The organism is Micromonospora sediminimaris, from assembly GCF_016863575.1.
In the GTDB taxonomy this organism is placed as follows: Bacteria; Actinomycetota; Actinomycetes; order Mycobacteriales; family Micromonosporaceae; genus Micromonospora; species Micromonospora sediminimaris.
Genome location: NZ_BOPD01000045.1, coordinates 1 through 23,799, shown reverse-complemented (window position 1 = coordinate 23,799; position 23,799 = coordinate 1). Strand labels below are relative to the sequence as shown.

The following is a 23,799-nucleotide window of genomic DNA, read 5'->3' as shown; positions in this document are numbered from 1 at the left end:
GGGGCTGCGGCGGCAGGTGGCACACTCGTCGGGGTGAGTGACGTGGCCGCATCGCCGGCGGAGGGCGAGCTGGAGAGTGTCAGTCTGGTGGAGCTCGCCGTCTCCCGGCTGACCCGGGAGATCCTCAGCGGCCGCAGTGATCCCGGTGAACGGTTGGTGGAGGAGCAACTGACCCGGCGGCTCGGAATCAGCCGGGCGCCGCTGCGTGAGGCGCTGCGGCTGCTGGCGCAGCGGGGGCTGGTCGAGCACGTCCCGCGCCGGGGAGTCCGGGTCGCCACCCTGTCGGATCGCGACGTGCGAGAGCTGTACGAACTGCGCGACGTGCTGGAACGATTCGCGGTCCGGTCGGCGATCCCGGTGTCGCGGGAGAGCGATCTGGCCGGGCTGCGGGCGGCGCTGGACCAGATGAGCGAGGCGACCCGGAACGGTGACCGGCTGGCGGTCGCCGAGTCGCACCGGGCGTTCCACGTCGCGCTTGTGGCGCTGGCCGGCAACCGGCAGCTCTCCTCGGTGTACGACTCGATCCTGGTGAAGTTGCAGCTCTACATGGCGATCAACCTGCGCCGCGAGGCGGAGGTGGCGCAGCCGCACGACGGCGTCCACCGGCACGAGCGGCTCTTCGAGGCGGTCGCGGCTGGTGACCCCGAGCTGGTGCTCGCCGTGCTGTCCGAGCACGGGGCGCGGTCGTATCTCGGGTAGCTTCACCGGGCGGCCGTCATGTCGTCGTTACGTTTCGCGTGGTTTGCCGAAACACAACTGTCGACAATCGACTGTATGCCAGAGCGGATCGGATCGATCTCGGAGCTGCGGTCGGCGTACCGCCACGGCGACCTGACTCCCACTGAACTGGCGGAACGGGTCCTGGACGGGCTGCCCGGAGCGGACGGTGGACCGGTCTGGATCAGCACCGTGCCGGCCCGGGTGCTTCTCGCCCGCGCCGAGCGGCTGACCGCCACCGCCGACCCCGCGACCCTGCCGCTGTACGGGATTCCGTTCGCGGTCAAGGACAACATCGACGTCGCCGGCATGATCACCACGGCTGGCTGCCCCGACTTCGGGTACTCCGCCGGCGAGGACGCGCCCGTGGTGCGTCGGCTGCTCGACGCCGGTGCCCTGTTGGTCGGGAAGACCAACCTCGACCAGTTCGCCACCGGCCTGACCGGGGCACGGTCCCCGTACGGCAGCTGCGAGAGCGTCTTCGGCGGTGGGCTGATCTCCGGCGGCTCCAGCTCCGGGTCGGCCGTCGCGGTCGCCGCCGGCCAGGTCAGCTTCGCCCTGGGTACGGACACCGCCGGCTCCGGCCGGGTGCCGGCGGCGCTGAACGGGATCGTCGGCCTCAAGCCCACCCGGGGCCTGCTCAGCACCGCCGGGGTGGTGCCGGCCTGCCGTTCGCTCGACTGCGTCTCGGTCTTCACCACCGACGTCGCGGACGCGGTGGACGTGCTGCACACCGCGCGCGGCGTCTCGGCGGCTGACCCGTGGGGGCGTCCGCTACCGGCGGAGCGGGTCATGGCCCGCATGCCGGGCACGCTACGCCTCGGCGTACCCCGCGCAGAAGACCTGGAGTTCTTCGGGGACGCGGGACAGGCGGTCCGGTTCGCTGCGGGCGTGCAGGCGCTACGGGGTCTGGTGGGCCAGGTCGGGTCGGTGCCGTTGCAGAGCTTCTTCGAGGCGGGAGAGCTGCTCTACCAGGGACCGTGGGTGGCCGAACGGCTCGCCGGGCTGGACGGCTTCCTGCGGGAACATCCCGAGGCCGTGCTGGCGGTCACCCGCAGCGTGCTGGAGACCGGCCGGCGCTACGACGCGATCGACGTCTTCCGGGGCCAGCACCGGTTGCGCGAGTTGCGGACCCGGGTCGACCAGCTGTGGAACGAGGTCGACGTGCTGGTGGTGCCCACCGTGGGCACGACCTTCACCCTCGACGAGATCGCCGAGGACCCGATCGGCCGCAACACGATGCTCGGTCGCTACACCCAGTTCGCCAACCTGCTCGACCTGGCGGCGGGGACCGTGCCCAACGGGTTCACCGCGGCGGGCCGGCCGGCGAGCCTGACCCTGCTCGGCCCAGCGTTCAGCGACACCACCCTGGCACAGCTTGCCGCCGCCTTCACCGCCGCCACCCGCGCCGCGCCCGAAGCTGTCGCCACCGTCTCGACGCCCGGGCCGACGCAGGTGCTGATCGCCGTAGTCGGCCGGCACCTGGCCGGCGAGTCCCGCAACGCGGAGCTGACCGAGCGGGGCGCCACCCTCGCCGGTGCCGCGCGCACCGCGCCGCGCTACCGGCTCTACCGCCTGGAGACGGCCGACGGTGACGGGCTGCCCGGCCTGGTCCGGGTCGCCGACACCGACCCGGAGGGACACCCGATCGAGGTCGAGCTGTGGCGACTGCCGGTGACCGCCGTAGGCGACCTGCTGGCCGGGGTGCCGGCGCCGCTGTCGCTGGGCTGGGTTCGGCTGCACGACGGGCGGGACGTGCTCGGCTTCCTCTGCGAGGCGTACGCCGTCGATGCGCGGGCCGAGGACATCAGCGCCGCAGGTGGGTGGCGGGCCTACCGCCGGGCGGCAGCGCACCGGAGTTGACCAACGGAGGAGGAGAGGATGGGCAGGATCGGGCCGGTAACGGCGAACCCCTACCCGTGGCCGTACGACGGCACGGCCGACACCGCGCGTACCGCGCTGCTCTGCATCGACTGGCAGACCGACTTCTGCGGCCCGGGCGGCTACGTCGACGCGATGGGCTACGACATCGGCCTCACCCGGGCCGGCCTGCCGGCCACCGCCCGACTGCTGGACCACGTCCGGTCGCTCGGCATGCTCGTGGTGCACACCCGCGAGGGCCACGACCCCGACCTGTCCGACCTGCCGGCGAACAAGCGCTGGCGGTCCGCGCAGATCGGTGCCGAGATCGGCGCGGCGGGCCCGTGCGGGCGGATCCTGGTCAAGGGCGAACCCGGCTGGGAGATCGTGCCCGAGGTCGCCCCGGCGCCCGGCGAGGTGGTCGTCGACAAGCCCGGCAAGGGCGCCTTCTACGCCACGAATCTCGACCTGGTGCTGCGTACCCGGGGCATCACCCACCTGATCCTCACCGGCATCACCACCGACGTCTGCGTGCACACCACGATGCGCGAGGCGAACGACCGGGGCTACGAGTGCCTGATCCTCGCCGACTGCACCGGGGCCACCGACAAGGACAACCACGACGCCGCGCTGCACATGGTGACCATGCAGGGCGGCGTCTTCGGCTGCGTCGCCACCTCCGACGCCGTCATCGCCGCCACGACCAGGTGAGGTGAGCCATGGTGACAGTTGCCGCGGCGCGGCCCTTCCCGTACACCTTCGACCCTGCGACCACCGCGCTGCTCGTCATCGACATGCAGCGCGACTTCCTGGAGCCCGGCGGCTTCGGTGAGAGCCTGGGCAACGACGTCGGCCAACTGCGGCGGACCATCGCACCCCTGACGGCGCTGCTGGCCGGTGCCCGCGCCGCCGGGCTGACGGTCGTGCACACCCGGGAAGGGCACCTGCCCGACCTCTCCGACTGCCCACCGGCCAAGCTCAACCGCGGCCTGCCGAGCAAGCGCATCGGCGACCCCGGTCCCAAGGGCCGGATCCTCGTTCGGGGCGAGTACGGCCACGACATCGTCGATGAGTTGACGCCGTTGCCCGGCGAGCCGGTCGTCGACAAGCCGGGCAAGGGCGCCTTCCACGCCACCGACCTGGACGCCCTGCTCGCCGAGCGGAACATCCACAGTCTCCTGGTAACCGGGGTGACCACCGAGGTGTGCGTGCACACCACGGTCCGGGAGGCCAACGACCGCGGGTACGAGTGCCTCGTGCTCGCCGACTGCGTCGGGTCGTACTTCCCGGAGTTCCACCGGGTGGGGCTCGACATGATCGCCGCCCAGGGCGGCATCTTCGGGTGGGTCGCCGACTCGACGGACGTGCTCGCCGTGCTGCCCACCACCCCCGTGTTGCAACCCTCCTCCTGACCGGGAGCAGCCATGGTCCCCACCAGACCCTCAGTCGTGCCGCTGCCGTACTGGGTGCGCGGCGACACCAACGCGTTCTTCGGCTTCGGCGTCAACGTCCTGGTCAACGTGCTCACCCTGACCGGGCTCTGCCTCTTCGTGGTGAACCTGCCCGAGCGGGAGGTGTTCGGCACGATCCTGCCGGCGCTCGGTATCGCCCTGGTCGCGGGCAACATCTACTACACGCACCTGGCCCGACGGCTGGCCCGGCGGGAGAGCCGCCCAGATGTGACAGCCCTGCCGTACGGGCCGAGCGTGCCGCACATGTTCATCGTCATCTTCGTCATCATGCTGCCCATCTACCTCAGCACCGGTGACCCGGTGCGCGCCTGGGAGGCGGGGCTGGCCTGGGCCTTCATCATCGGCGTGATCGTGTTGATCGGCGCGTTCGTTGGCCCGTACATCCGCCGCTACACGCCGCGTGCGGCGCTGCTCGGCACCCTCGCCGGCATCTCCATCACCTTCATCTCGATGAACCCGGCGGGCCAGATGTGGCGGCTGGCCTGGATCGCGCTGCCGGTGCTGGCGCTGCTGTTGATCGGGCTGCTGACCGACGTGAAGCTGCCGTTCAACTTCCCGATCGGGCTGGCCGCGCTGCTGCTCGGTACGGCGATCGGCTGGATCGGCGGGGCGATGTCGGTACCGGACGTCACGGCGGCGGCGCGGGACATCGCGTTCGCCTTCCCCACTTTCCAGATCGACCTGCTGCTGCGCGGGCTCTCCGACATGGCGCCGCTGCTGGCGACCGCGATTCCACTGGGCGTCTACAACTTCACCGAGGCGATGACGAACGTGGAGAGCGCGGCCACCGCCGGGGACAACTACAACCTGCGCAGTGTGCTGCTCGCCGACGGTGCCGGCGCGGTCATCGGCTCGGCCCTCGGTTCGCCGTTCCCACCGGCGGTCTACGTCGGCCACCCGGGCTGGAAGGCCGCCGGTGGGCGTACCGGTTACTCGATGGCGACCGGGATCGTCATCGCGCTGCTCTGCTTCCTCGGCATGTTCTCCCTGCTCGGGGCGATCTTCCCGACCGCGGCGATCGTGCCGATCCTGCTCTACATCGGGTTGCTGATCGGTGCCCAGGCGTTCCAGGCGACGCCCCGGGCACATGCTGCGGCGGTGGTCGCGGCCCTGATCCCCAACATCGCGGCGTGGGCGACCGGGCAGATGAACAATGCTTTGGCGGCGGCCGGCACCACCGCCGCCGAGGTCGGCGACGAGGCGCTGGCCGGCGCCGGGGTGGTCTACGACGGCCTGCGCATCCTCGGCGAGGGCGCGATCCTCGCCGGTCTGGTGCTCGGCGCGATCGTCGCCTTCATCATCGACAAACGCTTCGTGCAGGCGGCGATCTTCGCCGCCTCGGGCGCGGTGCTCGCCTTCATCGGTTTGATCCACGGCGAAGAGGTCCAGTGGAACGCCAACGGGCAGGTGGCGCTCGGCTACCTCTTCGTGGCGGTGATCTGCGCGATCTTCGCGCTCGGCAAGTACCCGCCCCGGGTGCCCGAGCCGGAGGAGGCCGAACTGGACCGCCTGCACGGTGGCGACTCCTCGACACCCAAGCAACCCGCCGCGTCCGTCCAGAAAGGACTCACCGCATGGAGATCGACCGGACGGACGTGGTCGGCGAGGTGACGGCGGCCTTCGTCGGCTACGAGCAGGCGCTCGTGGCCGGCGACGTCGACCGGATCTGCGGATACTTCTGGGACTCTGCGGCCACTGTGCGTTTCGGTCTCGCCGACCACCAGTATGGTCTCGACGAGCAGCGCAAGTGGCGGGCCGGGCAACCACCGCTGCCGCCCGGTCGTCGGCTCGTCGACACGGTGGTCACCGCCTTCGGCGCGGACCTCGCGGTCGTCACGACCCGATTCGGGTACGGCGACGCCGCCACCACCGGCCGACAGACCCAGACCTGGGTACGCCTGCCGGAGGGCTGGCGGATCGTCACCGCCCACGTCTCCGAGCCGTTGCCTCCCGACGTCGGATGACGGTACGTCACACCCGGTCGCGTACGTCCCAGAGCCAGACGTCGTCGACGCGCTGCGGATCCCCGAGCAGCGCGGTCAGCAGTTCCCGCAGCACCGGTTCGCGGGGATGCTTGCCCAGCACCACCACCGACGCCCGCCAGAAGCGCAGGTCCTCCACCGCCTGCCGGCGGTTCTCGTCGCTGATCTCGGGTAGCTCACCGGCGTCCATGGTCTGGTAGATGAGGGTGCTGGTGGGCCGGTTCGGGGCGCCGAAGACGCCCTCGCCGTTCTCGTTCGGGCCGATGAAGTAGCCGGCCGGGATCGGGAACTCGTGCCCGGTCAGCGCGCTCCAGCGCAGCGTGGACAGCCCGTGCACGTTGCTCGGGATGGGCACCGGCACCAGCGTACGGCCGTCCGGCACGTACGGTCGCCAGGCGCCCGAGGTGATGAAGGTCGGCGGCGGATCGACCGGCTCGGCCGGCAGCGGACGGGGCAGCAGCGGCAGCAGGGCGAGGGTGATCGCGGCGTATCCGACGACGTGTTGCCAGCGCAGTCGCCGCCGGTCGGTGGCCGTGGCCTCCGGGGCGCGGGGCGCCGGCACCGTCGGTCGGTGGCTGTCGGCCACCGCGTCCCAGGCCAGTGCCAGCAGTACGCCGAGCGCGGCGGTGGTCACCAGGGTCAGCCGGGTCGGCATCATCATCTCGACGAGCGGCAGATCCGCCGGGATGTACGACCACGGGCCGGCGATGCCGGTCAGCTCGCCGTTGAACCGGATCTCCGGGCCGAGCGCGGCAACCGAGAAGACCACCACCAGTACGGCCAGGATCCGGGCCACCAGCGAGCGGCGGACCAGCAGGGCCAGGGCCACCACCGAGAGCAGCACCAGCGGCCAGCCGAACCAGGTGTTCTGTTCGGTCAGGCCGATTGTCGCCTCCACCGCCTCGTCACCGGCGATGGTGTCGCGGGGAAAGGTGACGAAGGCGACGATGTCCTCGCCCCAGCTGTGGAACACCCCGCCCTGAAGTCCCCGGTAGGACTGCGGGCCGTTGAACTGGAACCAGATCGGATAGGCGGTCAGCAGCAGCGCCACCGCACCACCGAGGCCCAGACCGGCCGCGAACGTGCCGGCCCGTGCCCACGCCACCCGGGGGCGCATCGCCGCGTACGCGATCACGACGACCAAACAGGCCAGCGCCGTGAGCAGCAGCATCTCCTCGTTGATGAAGATCTGGTACGCCACCAGCAGCCCCAGGACCAGCCCGTTGCGCCGCCAGCGGCCCGGCTCGACCAGCCGGAACACCCGCACCACGATCAGCGGTAGCAGGAAGTTGGAGACGAAGTTGGGCTGGCCGTTGGCGTGGTGCACGATGCCGGGGGCGAAACCGAGGAACGCGCCGCCGACGAAGGCCGCCGCCCGGGAGCGCACCAGGTGCCGCGACAGCATCCAGTACGAGGTTCCCGCCGTCGCGGCCAATGCCCCGCCCAGGTAGAGCGCGTACACCACCTGGGGGCCGAGCAGCATGGTCAGCGGCGCCAGCGGCAGGGTCACCCCGAGCAGCGAGGTGTTGGCCATCATGTTCACCCCGTCCGGCGCGTTCTGCCGGGCGGTGAAGAGCGGATTCTCCAGGTGCTGCACCGAGTACGCGCCGTGCGCGAAAAGCCACTCGAACCAGCTGTGGTCGGTGGGCAGGTGGGAGGAGACCCGGTTGTTCACGTCGGCCCAGTAGCTCAGGCAGACGACGACGCCGAGCAGCACGTAGGCTCCGATGGCCAGCGCGTCGACGCGCGTCGGCCGCCGCCGGGTACGTGTTGTCGTTGATCGCGTCTCGACGGTCTCGGAGACGGGTTTCAGCGAGGTATTCACCACCGGCACAGCCACGACGGGCCATCGTACAGGCGGAACCCCGCCCGCCCGCCGCGCGTAGGGTGTGTGTCAGGGGAGGACGAGCGTGACGTTGATCGACCTCGGTGAGCTGACCGAGCTGACCGATCCGCCGCCGGCACAGCGCCGCCGCCCCGGGCCGGGTGGCCGCCGGGTGGCGGTCGTGGTGGTGGCACTGATCGCGCTGCTGACCTTGGCGGGCGGCACACCGCCGGCCGGGCGGATCCACGCGATCGTTCCCGCCGCCCTCGGCAGCGACCTGTTCATCGCAGCCGATCAGGTCTTCACGGTCTCCCCGACGCCCGGGGTCACCGACGGTAGCCAGGAACTGCTCGCCTATCCACGGCCCGACCGTCCCACCGCCGCACCGCAGCGGTTGACGCCGTTGTGGCGGGTACCCGTGCCGCTGGGCAACCGGGTCTACCGGGTGCAGCCGGTCGCCGACGCCGGGCTGCTGGTCGCCATGGCTCGCCAGGACACCGGCAGCAGCCAGACGGTGCGATTGGACGCGCACACCGGCGCGGAGAATTGGCGGGTGCCCGGGATCGCCATCATGGAGATGGCCGACCGGGCGCTGTTGCGCACCTTCAGCGACAGCGAGCCGAACGTACTACGGATGATCGAGCTGGCGACCGCCCACGAACTGTGGTCCATGACCTTGTCGGCGGCCAGTGTCGACCACTGGCAGCGGGAAGACGGAACGCTCGACAGCATCGTGGTGGCGACGGTCGACGGCGAGGTCCAGGTGATCGACCCGATGACCGGTGCGGTACGGCACCGCCTTCCCCCGCCTGCCGACCATTCGAGCAGCTACCAGCAGGCGTGGGTGACCGGCGATCTCGTGACGGTGGTGCGCAATTCCCGCACCATCACCGCGCTCGATGTCGATGATCTGGCACAGCGCTGGCAGGCGACCGTGCCGACGGCGACCTACGTCACCGGCTGCGGGCCACTGCTCTGCGCCGGGCTGGCCGGCGGCGGGTTTCAGGTCCTCGATCCAGCAACCGGGGCGCTGCGCTGGGACAGCAAGGAAATCCTCGACATCGTGCTGGCCGATGATCGCAACGTCCTCGCGGTGGCCCACACCACCAACGAGATTGTCACGATCGCCCTGGGCACCGGTAAGAGGCTGGCCGAGCACGGGTCGTGGAGCATGGTCTCTCGCTACGAGTACGCCCCGCAGGTGCTCGTGGTGCGTGCGGTGGCCGAGGTGGGGCTGGTGCTGGCCCGGCTCGATCCCACGGGGGCGCCGGCCCGCCGGCTCGATGTGCTGCCCGGTGCCGGCGGTGACTGCCAGAGCCGGTACGACCTCGTCGGCTGCCGTCTGCTCGATGGTGGCTACGGCATCTGGCAACTGCCCGACTGACTCCGGTCAGGGCGGCACCCGTCACGGGCGGCTTGGTCGGCGGCGTTACGTTGTCGGTGGTCGGCGGGCGGAAAAGGGGCGGGCATGCGGGTACTGGTGGTCGAGGACGAGCGCAACCTCGCCGACGCGATCGCGCGAGGGCTGCGCAAACGGGGCATGGCGGTGGATGTCGCGTACGACGGCGACAGCGGCCACGAGATGGCCTTCGTGACCCGGTACGACGTGGTGGTGCTCGACCGTGACCTGCCCGGCCGGCACGGCGACCAGATCTGCGCGGAGTTGGCCGCGTCCGGCGAACTGACCCGGGTGCTGATGTTGACCGCCAGCGGCACGGTCGCCGACCGGGTCGAGGGGTTGCAACTCGGTGCCGACGACTACCTGCCGAAGCCGTTCGCCTTCGACGAACTGGTCGCCCGGGTGCAGGCGCTGGGCCGACGGGCGACCCCGGCGGCCCCGCCGGTGCTGGAAATCGCCGACCTGGTGGTCGACCCGGCCCGCCGTACCGCCACCCGGGGCGGTGTGCCGGTGGAGCTGACCAACAAGGAATTCGGTGTGCTCTGCGAACTGCTCAAGGCCCGGGGTGCCGTGGTCTCCAGCGAGGAACTGCTGGAACGCGTCTGGGACGCAAACACCGACCCCTTCACCACAATCGTCCGGGTCACCGTGATGACGCTGCGTCGCAAGCTTGGTGATCCACCGTTGATCGAGACCGTGGTCGGGGCCGGCTACCGGACGGCCGAGGTGGTGCAGTGACGGGCACGGCGCGCCGCCGGCTGCCCGCGCTGCGGCGGCCCGCCCTGCGGCTACGTCCCACGCTGCGGCTGCGGCTGACCCTGCTCAACGGCGTGCTGCTGGTCGGTGCCGGCGCGATCCTGGTGCTGTTGGCCTGGCTGCTGGTGCAGGACGCGTTGCGCCCCACCGACGAGCTGCTGCCCGGCACCACCGTGGTGCTTGCCGACGGGAGCACGCTGGAGGCCGCCGCATGGCAACAGCGGCTCGTCGACGCGGCCTCCGGGGAACTGCTGGCCAAGGGGCTGGCCGCGCTGCTGGCGATCGGCGTGGTCGGCGTGGTCGGGGCGTACGCGGTCGCCGGGCGTGCGCTGCGCCCGCTACACCAGGTCACCGCCACCGCCCGCCGGCTCGGCGAAACCACGCTTGACCAGCGGATCGGCTACTCCGGGGCGGACGACGAGGTGGCCGAGCTGGCTGACACGTTCGACGCCATGCTGGACCGGATCGCCGCCGCGTTCGAGGCGCAGAAGCGGTTCGTGGCCAACGCCTCGCACGAACTGCGTACGCCGCTGGCGGTGATGCGTACCGAGATCGACGTGACGCTCAGCGACGACGAGGCGGACACGGCCGAGTACCGCCGGATGGCGACAGTGGTCCGCGACGCCTCCGAACGCGCCAACGGGCTGGTCGACGCGCTGCTGGTGCTGGCCCGCAGCGAGGCGCAGACCGGTCAACGGCTCGGCCGGCGCAGCGAGTGCGACCTGGCCGCCGGCACCGTCAACGCCCTCTCCGCCGTACGCCGGGAGGTGGAGCGGATCAAGCTGGCGGTCCAGACGTCGCTGGAGCCGGCACCGGTGGTGGGTGACCCCGGGCTGCTGGACCGGCTGGCCGGCAACCTCATCGAGAACGCGGTCCGCTACAACCACCTGCATGGCCGGCTCTGGGTGCGTACCGGCTCGGACGGGCAGCGATCCTGGCTGGTGGTCGGCAACACCGGCTTCGAGGTGGACCCGGCCGATGTGCCGGGGCTGTTCGAGCCCTTCCGGCGGGGCGGCCGGGAACGGACCGGGGCACGCGGGTCGGGCCTCGGCCTGTCCATCGTGCGCGCGGTCTGCGACGCGCACTGCGGCACGGTGACCGCCGTCGCGCAGCCCGGCGGCGGCCTGGAGGTGACGGTGAGCCTGCCGGCGGCGGAAGCCGCCCGCTGACCTCGACACCTCAACCGGTGTCGGAGATGGACGTACCGTAGCCCATCGGGTCTGACTCTCCGTGTTCCTTACGCTGGGTGACCATCTCTCCAGGGTCCGCACCACCCCTCCGCGCACTTTGCTCTGCTTCAACCCACGCACTCGTCTCTGAACAGCGGTAATGCGGTGCCGAGATTCAGCCATCAGCCGACTCCGAACACAGATCGTGATCGTTGCGTCGGTTGAAGCAGAGCAAAGGGTGGGAGCAGCACCGCATGGGGTGGGCGGGAGAGACACGGAAGGTAATGTCCGGGGTGTGCGGGTTGCTCCATGAGGCGTGGCGGTGCGAAGATCACTGGGTCAGCCCGATCAAGGAGGGGGGTGCGTCGATGTTCACCATGATGCTGTCCGCGCCCCGCCTTGCCGGCTGACCGCTCATCCTCGCGGGGCACCGGTAGCGGGATCGTCGTCCCGCAACTCAGCGGACCAGACACGCCAGTTCTGACTGCCCCGACGTCCGTCGGCCGCTAGCCGACAGGGCTGCGACGCCGGTGGCTGGACCACGAGGACGAGACATGAGCGCACGGATCCACAACATCGGAATCGACTGTCACGACACGTACGCCCTGGCCGGTTTCTGGGCCCAGGTCTTCGAGTGCCCCCGCCAGCCGGACGACTTCCCGGGCGATCCGGAGGCCATGCTGCTGCCGCCGGGTGGTCCGGAGGTGCTCTTCCTGGCGGTACCGGAGGGCAAGACGGTGAAGAACCGGCTGCACCTCGACCTGGAACCGACCGACCGGACCCGGGACGAGGAGGTCGAGCGGCTGCTGGGCATCGGGGCCCGGCACGTCGCCGATCACATCGGGCCGACCGGCGCCGGTTGGGTGGTGCTCGCCGATCCGGAGGGCAACGAGTTCTGCGTACTTCGTAGCGCCGCCGAGAAGGCGGCGGCCCGGCAGGCGGCGGAGGGCTCTGTGACGGACGGCTGAGCGGAGCGACGCCGCGACATCGGAGCGGCGGGGTGCCGCCGCTCCGATGTCAGTCCTGCCTACCGATCAGCTGCCGATGCCGTCCAACGCGGCGACGTCCTCGGCGGACAGCGAGAGCCCCGCCCCGACGACGTTCTCGCGCAGGTGCGCCACCTTCGAGGTACCGGGAATCAGCAGGATGTTCGGTGAGCGCTGCAACAGCCAGGCGAGCGCGACGGACATCGGTGTCGAGCCCAACCGGGCGGCGACGGCCGAGAGCGCCTCGGACTGCACCGGCGAGAAGCCACCGAGCGGGAAGAACGGCACGTAGGCGATGCCATCGGCGGCGAGTTGCTCGACGAGGTCGTCGTCGTGGCGGTGGGCGAGGTTGTACAGATTCTGCACGCACACCACTGGGGCGACCACCCGGGCCTCGGCGACCTGCTCCGCGGTGACGTTGCTGACGCCGAGGTGACGGATCAGGCCCTCCTGCTGGAGCGCGGCGAGCGTCTCGAACGCCTCGGTGATCGAGCCGGGCTGGGGACCTTCCGCGTCGCCCATCCGCATGTTGACCAGATCGAGGGTGTCGACCCCGAGGGAGCGCAGGTTCTCGTGGACCTGCCTGCGCAGCTCCTCGGGTCGACGGGCCGTCGGCCAGCCGCCCTGTGCGTCGCGGTTCGCCCCCACCTTGGTGGCGATGAGCAGCGACTCGGGATAGGGGTGCAGTGCTTCGCGGATCAGCTCGTTGGTGACGTGTGGCCCGTAGGCGTCGCTAGTGTCGATGTGGGTGATTCCCCAGTCGACGGCTTCGCGCAGCACGGCCAGGGCGCCGTCGCGGTCGGCGGGTGGCCCCATCACCCAAGGGCCGGCGAGTTGCATGGCTCCGTACCCGAAACGGGTGACGGTCCGATCGCCGAGTGGCCAGGTGCCGCCGGGAAGAGAAAGAGGAGTGCTCATCGTGTCGCTTCCGTCGCTGGTGAGAGAGGGCGCGTTTCGCTTGCCTGCATAATTCTTGGAGAGCCACTTTCCATCGGGAAGTAGGCACTTCAAGGTGCGTAACGCCCCAGCGGCGAGAGGGACGGTAAGTGACCACGATGAGGGCAGCCCAGCGGCAGGCGCAGGCCAAAGCGGAATACAACGCGTTCCTCGCAGCCTGCCCCAGCCGCCAGTTGCTCGACCGGATCTCGGACAAGTGGGTCGTGCTGATCCTGTGCGCGTTGGGCGGTGACGCGGCTCCGCAGGGTCCGGGTGCGCCGAGAGCGATGCGCTACTCCGAGCTTGCCCGCCTGCTGGCCGGAGTCAGTCAGAAGATGCTGACCCAGACCCTGCGTTCGCTGGAGCGTGACGGACTGCTCACCCGTACCGTGACGCCCACCGTCCCGGTCACCGTCACCTACGAGCTGACCGACCTCGGTCTCTCGCTCCACCGCACCGCACGGGAGATCAGGTACTGGGCTCAGGCCCACATGGGCGAGGTTCTCGCGCACCGCGACGACTACGACGCAGCCACCTCATGACGCGATCGTGTCCGCCGCCCAGCCATGATCAATCGCGCTGCTGGATCTGACCGCGAATTGTCACGAACTCGGCCTGGGCGTCGGCACGGGACGAGAAGAACATCACGATCAGACCCACGCTGCCCCGGTCGGCCCAGGTGCACACGCCCAGCGGCACGTCCTCGGTCAGGCCGTCGCCGCAGCTGGCCTCGCCGCCGAGCGGACCTGGATCGACCGAGGTCATGTTGCTGAGGCCCAGGTCGGCGGAGAGGCCCTGGACCGCCGCGTCGAGTTCCTGCTTCGGGTCGGACATCAGGCCGGACGCGCCTGCGATCATGACGAGGTCCTCGCCGGCCGGGTCACCGTAGAAGGCGCCCACCGCGCTGGTCTCGTTGCTCACCGTCGAGCGGATGTCGCGAACCATGTCGTCGGCCGCCTGCTGCAACTCCGGGTCCGTGTTCTTGGGTCGCCCGGCCAGGGTGGCCGGGGCCACCATCCGGGTCCGGGTCGCGTCCACGGCCTCGCTGACGTCGTCCTTGACCGCGAACCAGACGGCAGTGCCGCCACCGCCGCAGAGCACCAGCAGGACCGCGAGGACGATCAGCACGATCATCCAGATCCGGAACTTCTTCTTCGGCGGACCGACCGGCCCTGCACCAACCGGCCCTGCATCGGCGAGCCCCGGAGCAGCGAATCCTGGACCGGCCGGCCCCGGGCCGGGGAAACCTGAACCGGTTGGGTACGGCTGGCCGGGTGGTGGGTAGGCGCCGGGTGGCGGGTAGGCGCCGGGTGCCGGTTGGCCGGGTTGCTGCGGCGGCAGCGGTTGGGCACCGGCCGACGGGTACGGCACCTGGCCCGGCTGAGGGTACGGCCCCGGGACCGGGTTCGGGTACGTGCCCTGGGGCGGGTACGGACCGGCGGGCGGCGGGTTCTGGTGCTCATCCGAGGGGTGGGACATGCGGTCAGCTCCTGGGTTCGGGTGGACCGGTCATCGTAGCCAGGTGGTTCATCCGCACCCGCAGCACCACGAGAAAGCGATTCGCGGTGGCCACCCTCGTCGGGTGACCACCGCGACCGGTGTCGTTCGTCGCCGCTCAGCCGGCCAGGCTGGCCGCGCCGCGTGGCAGGAATCGCTTACCGGTGACCCGCTCGCTGGTGCCGGTCCGGTCCAGGTACGGCGTGACGCCACCCAGGTGGAACGGCCAACCGGCACCAAGGATCATGCACAGGTCGATGTCCTGCGCCTCGGCGACGACGCCCTCGTCCAGCATCAGCCGGATCTCCTGCGCCAGCGCGTCCAGCGCGTTCTGGCGTACCTGCTCCTCGGTGAGTGGCTGGTCGCCGACCACCAGCAGCTTCGCCACCTCGGTGTTGATCTCGTCGTCGACGACGATCGGCTGACCGGAGTCGGCGATCCGCTTGAGGTTCTCACTCACCCCGAACCGGTCCGGGAACGCCGCGTGCAGGGTGCCGCCCACGTGGTACGCGACGGCCGGCCCGACCAGCTGGAGCAGCGCGAGCGGGCGCATCGGCAGACCCAGCGGATCCAGTGCCCGGTTCGCCACCTCCAGCGGGGTGCCGGCGTCGACGGCGGCGAACACGGTGCCCAGGAAACGGGTGAGCAGCCGGTTGACCACGAATGCCGGGGCATCCTTCACCAGCACACTCGACTTCTTCAGCTGCTTGCCGACCGCGAACGCGGTGGCCAGGGTGGCGTCGTCGGTCCGCTCGCCCCGGACGATCTCCAGCAGCGGCAGCACCGCGACCGGGTTGAAGAAGTGGAAGCCGACCACCCGTTCCGGGTGCTCCAGCTCCGCAGCCATTTCAGTGATCGACAACGACGAGGTGTTTGTGGCGAGCACCGCCTCCGGCTTGACGATCTTCTCCAGTTCGGCCCAGACCTGCTTCTTGACGTTCAGGTCCTCGAAGACCGCCTCGATGACGAAGTCGGCGTCGGCGAAGACGGACTTGTCGACCGAGCCGGACACCAGGCCGTACAGCTTCGCGGCCGTGCCCTTGTCCATCCGGCCCTTGCTTACCGCCTTCTCGATCTGGGTGTGCACGTAGCCCACACCCTTGTCGACCCGGGCCTGGTCCAGGTCGGTCAGGACGACCGGCACCTGGAGGCGGCGGGCGAACAGCAGCGCCAACTGGCTGGCCATCAGGCCGGCGCCGACGATGCCGACCTTGGTAACCGGACGGGCGAGGCCCTTGTCCGGCGCGCCGGCCGGCCGCTTGGCCCGTCGCTGCACCAGGTCGAAGGCGTACAGGCCGCTGCGCAGTTCCTCGGAGAAGACCAGGTCGGCGAGGGCCTCGTCCTCCGCGGCGGTGCCGGCGGCGAAGTCGGCGTCCTTCGCCGTCTCCAGCAGGTCGAGTGCCTTGTACGCGGCCGGGACCGCGCCGTGCAACCGCTGGTCCAGCGTCTGCCGGGCGAAGTAGAGCACGCCGGCCCACATGTCCTTGTCGACCTCGGGCCGGGTGACGGTGACCTCGCCCCGGACGACCCCCGCGGCCCACTCCAGGGACCGCTCCAGGAAGTCTGCCGGCTCCAGCAGCACGTCCGCGATGCCCAGCTCGGCGGCCTGCTTCGGCTTGAGCATCTTGTTCTGCATCAGCGGATTCTGGATGATCACCTGAGTGGCGGCGGGGATGCCGATCAGGTTCGGCAGCAGTTGGGTACCGCCCCAGCCCGGGATCAGTCCGAGCGAGACCTCCGGCAGCGCCAGGGCCGTCGCGCCGCCGGACAGGGTCCGGTAGTGGCAGTGCAGGGCCAGCTCAAGGCCGCCGCCCATCGCCGCGCCGTTGACGAAGGCGAAGGTCGGTACGGAGCTGTCCTTCAGCCGGGCGAAGACCCGGTGACCCAGCCGGCCGATCTCCAGCGCCTGCTCGCGGTCCGCGAGCTGCGGCAAACCCGTGATGTCCGCGCCGACGCAGAAGATGTACGGCTTTCCGGTGACCGCGATGAACGCCGGGTCGGCCGCCAGCGCGGCGCTGATCGCCTCGTCCAGGCTGGTCAGGCCGCCGGGGCCGAAGGTGTTCGGCTTGGTGTGGTCGAATCCGTTGTCGAGGGTGATCAGGGCGGCCGGCCGGTCCAGCCCCGGTACGTTCACCTGCCGCAGCAGCGCCCTGGTGACGACCTCGTTCGGTGCGGCGAGCGCGCTCACTTGTCTCCCTCCCAGTGCGGGTTCTCCCAGATGACCGTGCCGCCCATGCCGATGCCGATGCACATGGCGGTGATGCCGTAGCGGACCTCCGGGTGCTCGGCGAACTGCCGGGCGAGCTGGGTCATCAGCCGTACGCCGGAGGACGCCAGCGGGTGACCGATGGCGATCGCGCCGCCCCACGGGTTGACCCGCGGGTCGTCGTCGGCGATGCCGAAGTGGTCGAGGAAGGCCAGCACCTGCACGGCGAACGCCTCGTTCAGCTCGAACAGGCCGATGTCGTCGATGGTCAGACCGGCGATGCGCAGCGCCTTCTCGGTCGACGGGATCGGGCCGACACCCATCACCTCCGGCTCGACGCCGACGAAGCCGTACGACACCAGCCGCATCGCGACCGGCAGGCCCAGCTCGCGGGCGGTGGCCTCGTCGGCGAGCAGGCTGGCGGTGGCGCCGTCGTTGAGACCGGCGGCGTTGCCCGCGGTGACCTTGCCGTGCGGGCGGAACGGGGTCTTGAGGGTGGCGAGCTTCTCCATCGAGGTGTCCCGGGGCGCCTCGTCCACAGTGGCCAGGCCCCAGCCGTTCTCCTCGTCGCGGATCGCCACCGGCACCAGGTCGTCCTGGAGCTTGCCGTTGGCGTACGCCTTCGCGGTCTTCTGCTGGGAGGCGAGGGCGAAGGCGTCGGTGCGCTGCTTGGTGATGTGCGGGACCCGGTCGTGCAGGTTCTCCGCGGTGGCGCCCATCACCAGCGCGGACGGGTCGACCAGCTTCTCGGCGATGATGCGCGGGTTCGGGTCGACGCCCTCACCCATCGGGTGGCGGCCCATGTGCTCGACACCGCCGGCGATCGCGATGTCGTAGGCGCCCATGGCGATGCCGCCGGCGACGGTGGTCACGGCGGTCATCGCCCCGGCACACATCCGGTCGATGGCGAAACCCGGCACGGTCTTGGGCAGCCCCGCCAGCAGCGCGGCGGTGCGACCGATGGTCAGGCCCTGGTCGCCGATCTGGGTGGTGGCGGCGATCGCGACTTCCTCGACCCGCTCCGGCGGCAGTTGGGGGTTACGGCGCAGCAGTTCGCGGATGCAGCGGATCACCAGGTCGTCGGCGCGGGTGTTGGCGTACATGCCACCCGCCTTGCCGAAGGGGGTGCGGACGCCGTCGACGAAGACGACATCCCGGACTTCACGGGGCACGATGAGCCTCCTATTCGACCACGATCCGGTCGTCCGCGCGGTAACCGACGTGACGGACCGGACGAAGGTCGCCAGCACTGGCGTTTCCCCGATGCTACTCGCCAGTAATAAGCCCCGCGCCACCTCCCCCTGTAACCCACCCCACACCCCACCCCACCCCACCCCACCCCACCCCACCCCGCCCACGCCCACGCCCACGCCCACGCCCGCGCGCCCTGCGCCCGCGCGCCCTGCGGTGATCAAGAAGTTTGCGTCAGCCGCCCGGCGTGTCGCCGACCCAAACTTCTTGATCACCGGGGCGGGGCGGGGCGGGTGGGCGCGGGGGTGGGGGTGGGGGCGGGGCGGGGCGGGTGGGCGCGGGGGTGGGTGGGGGTCAGGGGGTGGGGGTGGGGGGTAGGGCTTGGGCGAGGTCGGGGAGGAGGAGGGTGATCTGCCATTCGCGGGCGTGGTGGGCGCGCAGGGCCTCGGCGACGGTGGCTTCGGTGATCTCCTCGGGCGGCTGCCAGGCGACCCGACGGATGGTGTCGGGCGAGATCAGGTTCTCCGGGGGCAGGTTGTGCTCGCCGGCCACCCGCAACACCACCTCACGGCAGCGGCTCAACCGGGCGGCGGCAGCCGGATCCCGTTCCGCCCAGCGATGCGGCGGAGGTGGCCCTTCCACCGTCGGCGTCACCGGCAGGGCGTCGTCCGGCAACTGCCGGGCGTCGTCGAGCGCCGCCAGCCAGGTACGTGCCAACCGCCGCACCGAGCGACCACCGAAGCCGGGCAGCGTGAGCAGTGTCTTCTCGTCCCTCGGGTCCAGCTCCGCCGCCGCGACGATGGCCGAGTCGGGCAGTACGCGGCCCGGCGCCGTGTCCCGCCGGGCGGCGATCTGGTCCCGGGCGTACCACAGGGACCGGACCCGGGCCTGTGCCCGCGCGCCCCGGACCCGGTGGATCCCGGAGGTGCGTCGCCACGGTTCGGCGCGGACCCGGGGCGGTCGGCTGCCGTTCAGCACGAGCGCGGCGAACTCCTCCGCCGCCCACTCGGATTTGCCCTGCCGGGCCAACTCCGCGTCGAGTGCGTCGCGCAGGTCGGTCAGCAGCTCGACGTCCAGGGCGGCATAGGTCAGCCAGGACTCGGGCAGTGGCCGGCTCGACCAGTCCGCTGCGGAGTGGTGCTTCTCCAGGCTGAATCCGAGTAGCTGCTCGGTGAGCGCGGCGAGCCCCACCCGCTCGAAGCCGGCCAGCCGCGCCGCCAACTCGGTGTCGAACAACCGGCGTGGCCGCAGCCCCAGCTCCGCCAGGCAGGGCAGATCCTGGTTCGCCGCGTGCAGCACCCACTCCGTTTCGGCGATAACGGCGTCCAGGGCGCTGAGGTCGGGCAGCGGCAGTGGGTCGATCAGTACGGTGCCGGCACCGGCGCGACGCAGCTGCACGAGGTAGGCGCGTTGGCTGTACCGGTAGCCGGAGGCACGTTCGGCGTCCAGGGCCACTGGCCCGGCACCGCTGGCGAACCGCGCCACGACCTCGGCGAGCTGCTCCGGGGCGGCGACGGGCTCGGGGGTGCCCTCGCGGGGTGCGGTCAGCGGCACGGACTGGCCGCCGGTGGGCTCGGACCCCGCGTCCGAGGGCTCCGACCTCGCCGATGGCGGGTGCTGCGTGTCGTTTCCCGTACGGCTTGCGGCGGCCCGACGGCTCAGGGGTGGTTCGTCGGTCACCTGACAACCCTAGTGCGCGAGTGGATCGAGTGCCGCCACCCGCCCCGCCGCGTGTCGGCCGATGCCGTGCGGCCGGGAGACGGGGCCCGTGGCGGCCGGGCACAGTGCGGCGGGAAGCACCGGGATCGGAGCGGTGGCGGCGCCACCGGAGTCGGACGGGCTCAGCCGGTGGCGGCCGGGCGGCGCTCCGGCAGGGCGGTGACGCCGGGCGGCGGCAGGCCGGCGGTGGAGGCGAGCAGGGTGCACCAGGCGTCCAGGTGCGCGGCGAGGTCGCCGCCGGTCGGTGTCCAGGAGGCGCGGATCTCCACGTCGCCGGCCGCGGGTGGGCCGGCCAGCTCACCGAACCGGGTCGACATTGTCTGCGTGATCGTCCCGCCGATGGCCCGGTACCCCGCGTCCTGGGCGTCGAGGGCGTCGGTGAGCCAGGTCCACCCCACCCCGGGCAGCAGCGGATCGGCGGCCAGATCGACCTCCAACTCGGCGGTCACGTAGGTGACCAGCCGCAGGGTGCCCTGCCACGCCTCGTGCCCGGCCGGGTCGTGCAGCAGGATCAGCCGCCCGCTGGCCACCTCGTCACCGTCGCGCAGCACCGACGCCGAGAGCGCGAAGGAGTACGGGGCCAGCCGTTGCGGCGCCCCCACTTCTTCCAGCAGGATCTCCGGCCGGGGCGTCGCCGACCGGAGCCCCGCGACCGCGCGAGCGAACGTGTCGGGAAGCGCGATCGGGGGGCCCATGCCCGCAGCCTATTCCGCCGCCCGTTTCCCGCCCGCGAGGCGCGCCGACGATCACCCGGCGCGTACCACGCCGCCCGTTACCGCGCTACGTCACAAAGGTGGCGGTGGGCGCGGGACGGCGATCGGCCGCGTGGCACGATTGCCGCGATGACCACCGACACCACGGGCACCGCCGCCCGAGACGATGAACCCCGCCCCGGCGGGCCCGCCGATTCGCCCTTCGTGCGGGCGTGCCGCCGCCGGCCCGTCCCGCACACCCCGGTCTGGTTCATGCGCCAGGCGGGCCGCTCGTTGCCGGAGTACCGCGAGATCCGGGCCAACGTGGCGATGCTGGAATCGTGCCGGCGCCCGGACCTGGTCACCGAGATCACCCTTCAGCCGGTACGCCGGCACGGGGTGGACGCGGCGATCCTGTTCAGCGACATCGTGGTGCCGGTGGCTGCCGCCGGGGTCGACCTGGACATCGTGCCCGGCACCGGGCCGGTCGTGGCAGAGCCGGTGCGTACCGCCGCCGACGTCGAACGGATCCGGCCGATCGGCCGCGATGACGTCGACTACGTCGACGAGGCGGTCCGGCTGCTGGTCAAGGAGTTGGGCGACACCCCGCTGATCGGCTTCGCCGGTGCCCCGTTCACGCTTGCCAGTTACCTGGTGGAGGGCGGCCCGTCGCGTACCCACGCCAAGACCAAGGCGCTCATGTACGGCGAGCCCGAGCTGTGGCACGCCCTCGCCGGCCGGCTGGCCGAGGTGACCCTGGCGTTCCTGCGGGTGCAGATCGAGGCCGGCGTGTCGGCGGTGCAGCTGTTCGACTCGTGGGCCGGCGCGCTCTCCGAGGCCGACTACCGCCGCTTCGTGCTGCCCCACTCGACGAAGGTGCTGTCCGGGCTCGCCGACACCGGAGTGCCCCGGATCCACTTCGGGGTGGGCACCGCCGAACTGCTCGGCGCGATGGGCGAGGCCGGTGCCGACGTGGTCGGCGTCGACTGGCGTACCCCGCTGGACGTCGCGACCCGCCGGATCGGACCGGAGCGGGCCGTGCAGGGCAACCTCGATCCGACCCTGCTGATGGCACCGTGGCCGGTGGTGGAGACCGAGGTGCGCCGGATCCTGGAGCAGGGCCGGGCCGCGCCGGGGCACGTGTTCAACCTCGGCCACGGGGTGCTGCCGGAGACCGACCCGGAGGTGCTGACCCGGGTGGTCGCCCTGGTGCACGAGCTGTCCGTCCGACCGGTCGACCAGGGCTGACCGTCGTGGCGACGCGGCGGCGGGTGGCGGTGGTCGGCGGCGGCATCGCCGGCCTGGCCGCCGCGGTCCGGTTACGCGACCGCGCCCCCGCCGAGGTCGACATCACCGTGTACGAGCAGTCCGGCGCGCTCGGCGGCAAGCTGCGCACCGGCGAGCTGGCCGGCGGCCCGGTCGAGTTCGGCGCCGAGTCGTTCCTGATGCGTGACCCGGCCGGCGGGGAGTCCGCCGCCGTCGCCCTGATCCGCCGGCTCGGCCTGGCGGGACGGATCGTCCACCCCACCGTCGGGCAGGCGGCGCTGGCCGTCGACGGCGGACTGCGCCCGATCCCCGGCGGCACGCTTGTCGGCGTACCCGGTGATCTGGACAAGGTGTCAGCGGTGGCCCGGCCCACCCCGGAGGCCGACCGCGACGGAGGTGGGCCGCTGCTCGGCCCCGGGGCCGACGTCTCCGTGGGCGCGCTGGTCCGGTCGAGGTTCGGTGACGAGGTGGTCGACCGGCTGGTCGACCCGATGCTCGGCGGGGTGTACGCGGGCCGCGCCGACGACCTGTCCCTGGTCACCACCATGCCGGCGCTGGCCCGGGCCGCCCGGGTGGAACACACGCTTGTCGCCGCCGTACGCGCGGCGCAGGCCGCCGCGCCCCGTGCTCCCGGCGAGCCGGTCTTCGGCACCCTCGACGGCGGGCTGAGCAGCCTGGTCGACGCGGCGGTGACGGCCAGCGGCGCGACGATCCGCCGCCACGCGGCGGTGCGTGAACTCACCCCGACCGGCGTCGGCTGGCGGCTGACCGTCGGCCCCACCCGCGACCCCGAGCACGTCGACGTGGACGCGGTGGTGCTGGCGGTGCCGGCCCGGCCGGCGGCGCGTCTGCTCGCCGACGTCGCCCCGCAAGCGGCGAAGGAGATCGGCGGGCTGGACTACGCCAGCGTCGCGCTCGTCACCCTCGCGCTGCCCGAACCGGTGCTGCCGGAACTCTCCGGCTTCCTGGTGCCCGCCACCGAAGGACTGCTGGTCAAGGCGTCCACCTTCTTCACCACCAAGTGGGGGCACCTGCGCCGGCCGGACGGGCTGGCCCTGGTGCGCGCCTCGGTCGGCCGGTACGGCGACGAGGAGCAGCTCCAGCGCACCGACGAGGACCTCGCGGCCACCGTGCACCGGGAGGTGTCGGCGGTGCTGGGAACGCCGCTGCCCGCCCCGGTCGCCGGGCACGTGCAGCGCTGGGGTGGCGCGCTGCCGCAGTACACCCCCGGTCACCTCGACCGGGTGGTGGCCGCCCGCTCGACCCTGCGGGCGACGCATCCGACGCTGCGGCTGGCCGGCGCCGGCTACGACGGGGTCGGCATCCCGGTCTGCGTCCGCTCCGGTGAGACGGCGGCCGAGGAGATCATCACGGCACTGGAAGGACCGGGGAGATGACCGAGCAGAGCAACGCGGCCCGCCTGAAGGAACTCAACGCCACCATCCGCTACACCATGTGGTCGGTGTTCCGGGCCAGCGCGCCGCTGCCGTCGCTGCGCGACAACGTCACCGGCGAGGTCGAGTCACTGATCGAGGAGCTGGCCGGCAAGGACGTGGTGGTACGCGGCACCTACGACGTGTCCGGGCTGCGGGCCGACGCCGACCTGATGGTCTGGTGGCACTCATCGTCAAGCGACGCGCTCCAGGACGCGTACCTGCGGTTGCGGCGAACTGCCCTGGGCCGGGCGATGACTCCGGTCTGGTCGCAGATGGCGTTGCACCGGCCGGCCGAGTTCAACAAGAGCCACATCCCGGCGTTCCTGGCCGGCGAGGAGGCCCGCGCCTACCTCTGCGTCTACCCGTTCGTCCGCTCGTACGACTGGTACCTGCTGCCCGACGCCGAGCGGCGGGAACTGCTGGCCGAGCACGGCAAGATGGCCCGCGGCTACCCCGACGTACGGGCCAACACGGTTGCCTCCTTCGCGCTCGGCGACTACGAGTGGATGCTCGCCTTCGAGGCCGACGAACTGCACCGAATCGTCGACCTGATGCGTGACCTGCGGGCCTCTCGCGCCCGGTTGCACGTACGCGAGGAGGTCCCCTTCTACACCGGCCGCCGCCGCTCGATCGCCGACATCGTCTCCGCCCTCGCCTGAGCCGGCCCGCCGGATCGTCCGCCCGGCTCGT

Annotated in this window: 21 protein-coding genes; 14 read left to right on the top strand and 7 right to left on the bottom strand. The window is 71.5% G+C overall.

Annotated features, from left to right (window positions below; translation table 11 throughout):
• Positions 1-33: 33 nt before the first annotated feature.
• The 6 genes from Vse01_RS26910 (at position 34) to Vse01_RS26885 (ending at position 6,013) form a co-directional block, all read left to right on the top strand.
• The gene (locus Vse01_RS26910) at positions 34-699 is read left to right on the top strand and encodes a GntR family transcriptional regulator (RefSeq protein ID WP_093410367.1); all 666 of its coding nucleotides are present in this window, start codon (positions 34-36) and stop codon (positions 697-699) included.
• Between the two features lie 75 nt (positions 700-774).
• Positions 775-2,580 carry an allophanate hydrolase gene (gene atzF, locus Vse01_RS26905; protein WP_093410369.1) on the top strand — a complete coding sequence of 602 codons (1,806 nt, stop codon included), beginning with the start codon at positions 775-777 and terminating at the stop codon, positions 2,578-2,580.
• A gap of 18 nt (positions 2,581-2,598) precedes the next feature.
• Complete coding sequence (gene biuH, locus Vse01_RS26900; RefSeq protein WP_093410371.1) at positions 2,599-3,288, top strand: biuret amidohydrolase; 690 nt, start codon at positions 2,599-2,601, stop codon at positions 3,286-3,288.
• Positions 3,289-3,296: 8 nt separating this feature from the next.
• Positions 3,297-3,989: a cysteine hydrolase family protein gene (locus tag Vse01_RS26895; protein WP_093410373.1), complete on the top strand. Its 693-nt coding sequence runs from the start codon at positions 3,297-3,299 to the stop codon at positions 3,987-3,989.
• Between the two features lie 12 nt (positions 3,990-4,001).
• A complete protein-coding gene (locus Vse01_RS26890; protein ID WP_232511444.1) occupies positions 4,002-5,660 on the top strand; it encodes a permease family protein in 1,659 nt (552 codons plus the stop codon).
• A complete protein-coding gene (locus Vse01_RS26885; RefSeq protein ID WP_093410375.1) occupies positions 5,624-6,013 on the top strand; it encodes an AtzH-like domain-containing protein in 390 nt (129 codons plus the stop codon). Before Vse01_RS26890 ends, Vse01_RS26885 begins: the two co-directional genes overlap by 37 nt.
• Positions 6,014-6,020: 7 nt before the next feature.
• On the opposite strand, the gene Vse01_RS26880 is transcribed toward Vse01_RS26885, so the two are convergent.
• Positions 6,021-7,865 carry a DUF6311 domain-containing protein gene (locus Vse01_RS26880; protein ID WP_373870725.1) on the bottom strand — a complete coding sequence of 615 codons (1,845 nt, stop codon included), beginning with the start codon at positions 7,863-7,865 and terminating at the stop codon, positions 6,021-6,023.
• A 76-nt stretch (positions 7,866-7,941) separates the two neighbouring features.
• Here Vse01_RS26880 and Vse01_RS26875 point away from each other — a divergent pair, with 76 nt between their 5' ends.
• The 4 genes from Vse01_RS26875 to Vse01_RS26860 all read left to right on the top strand — a co-directional run bounded on the left by Vse01_RS26875 (position 7,942) and on the right by Vse01_RS26860 (position 12,148).
• A complete protein-coding gene (locus Vse01_RS26875) occupies positions 7,942-9,240 on the top strand; it encodes an outer membrane protein assembly factor BamB family protein (RefSeq protein ID WP_093410379.1) in 1,299 nt (432 codons plus the stop codon).
• 84 nt (positions 9,241-9,324) lie between these two features.
• Positions 9,325-9,993, top strand: a complete 669-nt coding sequence (locus tag Vse01_RS26870; RefSeq protein WP_093410381.1) for a response regulator transcription factor — start codon at positions 9,325-9,327, stop codon at positions 9,991-9,993.
• Positions 9,990-11,180, top strand: coding sequence for a sensor histidine kinase (locus Vse01_RS26865; RefSeq protein WP_232511445.1), 1,191 nt, complete (start codon positions 9,990-9,992; stop codon positions 11,178-11,180). Before Vse01_RS26870 ends, Vse01_RS26865 begins: the two co-directional genes overlap by 4 nt.
• 554 nt (positions 11,181-11,734) lie before the next feature.
• Complete coding sequence (locus tag Vse01_RS26860; RefSeq protein WP_093410385.1) at positions 11,735-12,148, top strand: VOC family protein; 414 nt, start codon at positions 11,735-11,737, stop codon at positions 12,146-12,148.
• A 66-nt stretch (positions 12,149-12,214) separates the two neighbouring features.
• Here the strand turns inward: Vse01_RS26860 and Vse01_RS26855 are convergent, their stop codons facing one another.
• A complete protein-coding gene (locus Vse01_RS26855) occupies positions 12,215-13,084 on the bottom strand; it encodes an aldo/keto reductase family oxidoreductase (protein WP_093410387.1) in 870 nt (289 codons plus the stop codon).
• 128 nt (positions 13,085-13,212) lie between these two features.
• On the opposite strand from Vse01_RS26855, the gene Vse01_RS26850 reads away from it, so the two are divergent.
• Complete coding sequence (locus Vse01_RS26850) at positions 13,213-13,644, top strand: winged helix-turn-helix transcriptional regulator (protein WP_093410389.1); 432 nt, start codon at positions 13,213-13,215, stop codon at positions 13,642-13,644.
• Positions 13,645-13,672: 28 nt separating this feature from the next.
• Here Vse01_RS26850 and Vse01_RS26845 read toward each other — a convergent pair whose 3' ends face one another.
• From Vse01_RS26845 to Vse01_RS26825, 5 genes are all read right to left on the bottom strand, one after another.
• The gene (locus Vse01_RS26845; protein WP_232511446.1) at positions 13,673-14,581 is read right to left on the bottom strand and encodes a hypothetical protein; all 909 of its coding nucleotides are present in this window, start codon (positions 14,579-14,581) and stop codon (positions 13,673-13,675) included.
• A gap of 136 nt (positions 14,582-14,717) precedes the next feature.
• A complete protein-coding gene (locus tag Vse01_RS26840; protein ID WP_093410391.1) occupies positions 14,718-16,787 on the bottom strand; it encodes a 3-hydroxyacyl-CoA dehydrogenase NAD-binding domain-containing protein in 2,070 nt (689 codons plus the stop codon).
• Positions 16,784-17,977: a thiolase family protein gene (locus tag Vse01_RS26835; RefSeq protein ID WP_093410393.1), complete on the bottom strand. Its 1,194-nt coding sequence runs from the start codon at positions 17,975-17,977 to the stop codon at positions 16,784-16,786. Before Vse01_RS26835 ends, Vse01_RS26840 begins: the two co-directional genes overlap by 4 nt.
• Before the next feature lie 373 nt (positions 17,978-18,350).
• Positions 18,351-19,676: a ribonuclease D gene (locus Vse01_RS26830; protein ID WP_093410395.1), complete on the bottom strand. Its 1,326-nt coding sequence runs from the start codon at positions 19,674-19,676 to the stop codon at positions 18,351-18,353.
• A gap of 161 nt (positions 19,677-19,837) precedes the next feature.
• On the bottom strand, positions 19,838-20,410 hold the full coding sequence (locus Vse01_RS26825) for a DUF3000 domain-containing protein (protein ID WP_093410397.1): 573 nt from the start codon (positions 20,408-20,410) through the stop codon (positions 19,838-19,840).
• A 147-nt stretch (positions 20,411-20,557) separates the two neighbouring features.
• Between Vse01_RS26825 and hemE the strand changes: the two genes are divergently transcribed.
• From hemE to hemQ, 3 genes are read left to right on the top strand one after another with little or no spacing between them, the layout of a single operon-like run.
• Positions 20,558-21,655 (top strand): uroporphyrinogen decarboxylase, encoded by a 1,098-nt coding sequence (gene hemE, locus Vse01_RS26820; RefSeq protein WP_093410399.1) that lies wholly within the window; start codon positions 20,558-20,560, stop codon positions 21,653-21,655.
• A 5-nt stretch (positions 21,656-21,660) separates the two neighbouring features.
• Positions 21,661-23,070: a protoporphyrinogen oxidase gene (gene hemG, locus Vse01_RS26815; RefSeq protein ID WP_093410401.1), complete on the top strand. Its 1,410-nt coding sequence runs from the start codon at positions 21,661-21,663 to the stop codon at positions 23,068-23,070.
• Positions 23,067-23,768, top strand: a complete 702-nt coding sequence (gene hemQ, locus Vse01_RS26810; protein WP_093410403.1) for a hydrogen peroxide-dependent heme synthase — start codon at positions 23,067-23,069, stop codon at positions 23,766-23,768. The genes hemG and hemQ overlap by 4 nt, the downstream gene beginning before the upstream one ends.
• Positions 23,769-23,799 lie beyond the last annotated feature (31 nt).